The 3,776-nt window shown below is 57.6% G+C and carries 2 protein-coding genes; one reads left to right on the forward strand and one right to left on the reverse strand.

The window, feature by feature from the left end; all coding sequences use genetic code 11:
- Positions 1-195: 195 nt before the first annotated feature.
- Positions 196-1,539 carry a 30S ribosomal protein S12 methylthiotransferase RimO gene (gene rimO, locus H8S59_RS26345; RefSeq protein ID WP_187523314.1) on the reverse strand — a complete coding sequence of 448 codons (1,344 nt, stop codon included), beginning with the start codon at positions 1,537-1,539 and terminating at the stop codon, positions 196-198.
- Between the two features lie 290 nt (positions 1,540-1,829).
- Between rimO and H8S59_RS26350 the strand changes: the two genes are divergently transcribed.
- Positions 1,830-3,728 (forward strand): potassium transporter Kup, encoded by a 1,899-nt coding sequence (locus H8S59_RS26350; protein ID WP_095093559.1) that lies wholly within the window; start codon positions 1,830-1,832, stop codon positions 3,726-3,728.
- The last annotated feature ends 48 nt before the right edge of the window (positions 3,729-3,776 follow it).

A 3,776-nucleotide genomic window follows, 5' to 3' on the forward strand; every position in this document is an offset into this window, starting at 1 on the left:
AGGTCCTATGCTTGCCGCGACAGCGCTGTGTAAGGGGCACGGGGCGATCTTCTACAAAAAATGCATTTCACTTAAAAGATTACATTCTGTTCGATAGAAGACAGTGCACATGGACTAGCTTAGCCCTTCGAAGGCAAAAAAAGCCCCGCCGTTTGAAGGGCAGGGCTGTTTTATTGCATCAGCTCAGACGGAAGATCAGAGCGTCTCGGCCCACAGATCGTATTCATCTGCGTCTGTAACGCGGCACATCACTTTGTCGCCTGGCTTGAGGGTGCTGTTGTCATCCAGAGCGATGAACACGTTACCGTCGATTTCCGGCGCGTCGAAGAAGCAGCGGCCTACGGCGCCTTGTTCGTCGACTTCGTCAATCAGCACTTCGATTTCACGACCAATCTTCATCTGCAGGCGGGCGGCGCTAATGGCCTGCTGGTGAGCCATGAAGCGGTCCCAACGATCCTGTTTGACGTCGTCCGGCACAATGGCCGCGTCCAGCAGATTGGCAGGTGCACCCTCGACCGGCGAGTACTGGAAGCAACCAACGCGGTCGAGCTGCGCTTCGGTCAGCCAGTCCAGCAGGTACTGGAAGTCTTCCACGGTTTCGCCCGGGAAGCCGACGATAAAGGTCGAACGGATAATCAGGTCCGGGCACTGTTCGCGCCAGTTCTTGATGCGGGCCAGGGTCTTGTCTTCGAAAGCCGGGCGCTTCATCAGCTTGAGGACTTTCGGGCTGGCGTGCTGGAAGGGGATATCCAGATACGGCAGGATTTTCCCGGCTGCCATCAGTGGAATCAGCTCGTCAACGTGCGGATACGGATAAACGTAGTGCAGACGGACCCAGACGCCCATGGTGCTGAGGGCCTGGCACAGCTCGGTCATGCGTGTCTTGACCGGAGCGCCATTCCAGAAACCGGTGCGGTACTTGATGTCGACGCCGTAGGCGCTGGTGTCCTGAGAGATCACCAACAGTTCCTTCACGCCGGATTTCACCAGGCGCTGGGCTTCGTCAAGTACATCGCCTACCGGGCGGCTGACCAGTTTGCCACGCATCGACGGGATGATGCAGAAGCTGCAGCTATGGTTGCAGCCTTCGGAAATTTTCAGGTACGCGTAATGGCGCGGCGTCAGCTTGACGCCTTGTGGCGGTACCAGGTCGATCAACGGATTGTGATCGAGCTTTGGTGGCGCCGCATCGTGCACGGCGTTGACCACTTGCTCATATTGCTGCGGGCCGGTAACGGACAGCACGCTTGGGTGCACGTCACGGATCACGCTTTCATCAACGCCCATGCAGCCGGTGACGATGACCTTGCCGTTCTCCTTGATGGCGTCGCCGATGACCTCAAGCGATTCGGCCTTGGCAGCGTCGATGAAGCCGCAAGTGTTGACCACCACCACGTCGGCGTCCTGATACGTCGGTACGACTTCGTAGCCTTCCATGCGCAGTTGGGTGAGGATGCGCTCGGAGTCAACCAAAGCTTTTGGGCAACCCAGACTTACAAACCCGACCTTGGGGGCGGATGGCGTGGTGACGGTGGACATTGACTAACCTCGGCGGAGATGTGGGCTTCGGCATTTAGCCGAGGCAACAGCTGGGCGCTGGTATCCCGGACAGGATTCGTGCGCCTCTGATCAAAAAGTGCGCAATTCTAGCGATCAGCCCGGCGATTGACCAGTGTTATGCAGAGAATTACGACGAGTGCTGCGCTATGCTTCGCGTCGTTACGAAATATGTCTGGTTTTTGCGTAGCCACCAGCACGCAATCTGTACGGGTGAGTCTGAACACCGTCGTGTGTTTCTGCAGTTCAAACCCAGGTTTCAGGAGTGGTAAATGAGTCAATCAAGCAGTCAGGCTGGGACCGGGCATCCAGTGTCAAAACCTTTCGCGCTGTTGATCGCCGCGGTGGGTGTGGTTTATGGCGACATCGGCACCAGCCCGCTGTACACCTTGAAAGAGGTGTTTCAGGGCGGTTATGGCGTAGAAGTCACCCATGACGCAGTGCTCGGTATCCTGTCGCTGATCTTCTGGTCGTTGATCTGGGTCGTTTCGTTCAAATACATGGCGTTCATCCTGCGTGCTGATAACCAGGGCGAGGGCGGCATCATGGCGCTCACTGCGCTGGCTCGCCGGGCCACGATCAAGTATCCGAAACTGCAAATGACCATGGTGGTTTTCGGCCTGTTCGGTGCCGCGCTGTTTTATGGGGATAGCATGATTACCCCGGCGATTTCGGTGCTTTCGGCCATGGAAGGGCTGGAACTGGCCTTCGATGGTATCGACCACTGGGTAGTGCCGATGGCGCTGGTGGTGCTGGTTGCGCTGTTTTTGATTCAACGCCATGGCACTGCGCGTATCGGCGTTTTGTTCGGCCCTGTGATGGTGACCTGGTTTGTGGTGCTCGGGCTGTTGGGCATCAATGGCATTGCGCATCAGCCCGAAGTGCTGCACGCCATGAACCCGGTATGGGCCGTGCGCTTCTTTATCGTTCATCCAGGCATCGGCGTCGCCATCCTTGGCGCAGTGGTGCTGGCGCTGACCGGTGCCGAAGCGCTGTACGCGGACATGGGCCATTTTGGTCGCAAGCCCATCGCACGTGCCTGGTTTGCGTTGGTACTGCCTGCGCTGGTGCTCAACTATTTTGGCCAGGGCGCATTGGTTCTGGAAAATCCAGAGGCGGCACGCAACCCGTTCTATCTGTTGGCACCCGGTTGGGCGTTGCTGCCGCTGATCGGGCTGTCGACGTTGGCAACGGTGATCGCCTCACAAGCGGTGATTTCCGGCGCATTTTCCATGACATTGCAGGCGATCCAGCTCGGCTACATCCCGCGCATGCACATTCAGCACACGTCCAGTGACGCCCAGGGCCAGATTTATATTGGCGCGGTGAACTGGTCGTTGATGGTCGGTGTGATTCTGCTGGTGCTGGGATTCGAGTCATCTGGCGCGCTGGCTTCGGCCTATGGCGTGGCAGTGACCGGGACCATGTTCTGCACCACTATTCTGGTGTCGTCAGTCATGCTGCTGCTCTGGAAATGGCCTGCACTTCTGGCGGTGCCGTTGTTGTTGGCGCTGCTCCTGGTAGACAGCCTGTTCTTCGCTGCCAACGTGCCGAAAGTGATTCAGGGTGGCGCGTTCCCGGTCATTGCCGGGGTGGTGCTGTTTATCCTGATGACCACCTGGAAGCGCGGTAAGCAACTGCTGGTTGAGCGTATCGACGAAGGCGGGCTGCCACTGCCGATTTTCATCAGCAGTATCCGTGTTCAGCCACCGCACAGGGTTCAGGGTACAGCCGTGTTTCTGACCGCCCGCAGTGATGCCGTTCCCCACGCGCTTTTGCACAACATGCTGCACAACCAGGTGTTGCATGAGCAGGTGGTATTGCTGACGGTGGTGTATGAAGACACGCCTCGTGTGCCTGCGCAGCAGCGTTTTGAAGTCGAGGCCTATGGCGAAGGGTTCTACCGGGTGATTTTACACTTCGGCTTCATCGATGAGCCGGATGTGCCCGCTGCACTGGCCCTGTGTCATTTGGATGAACTGGATTTCAGTCCGATGCGCACGACTTATTTCTTGAGTCGCGAAACGGTGATCCCTTCGAAGATCGTAGGGATGGCTCGTTGGCGAGAGGCGTTGTTCGCGTTCATGCTGAAGAATGCGAATGGCAACTTGCGGTTCTTCAAGCTGCCGTTCAACCGGGTGATTGAGTTGGGGACGCAGGTGGAGATGTAGTTTGGCGGTACGCACCGCACATGTGTCCCCCTGTTGGAGCGAGGCTTG

This window comes from Pseudomonas folii, from assembly GCF_014357575.1.
GTDB lineage: Bacteria > Pseudomonadota > Gammaproteobacteria > Pseudomonadales > Pseudomonadaceae > Aquipseudomonas > Aquipseudomonas folii.

Coding starts and splice junctions, on each gene's coding strand:
- rimO (WP_187523314.1), bottom strand. CDS start 1,539: ATGTCCACCGTCACCACGCCATCCGCCCCCAAGGTCGGGTTTGTAAGT.
- H8S59_RS26350 (WP_095093559.1), top strand. CDS start 1,830: ATGAGTCAATCAAGCAGTCAGGCTGGGACCGGGCATCCAGTGTCAAAA.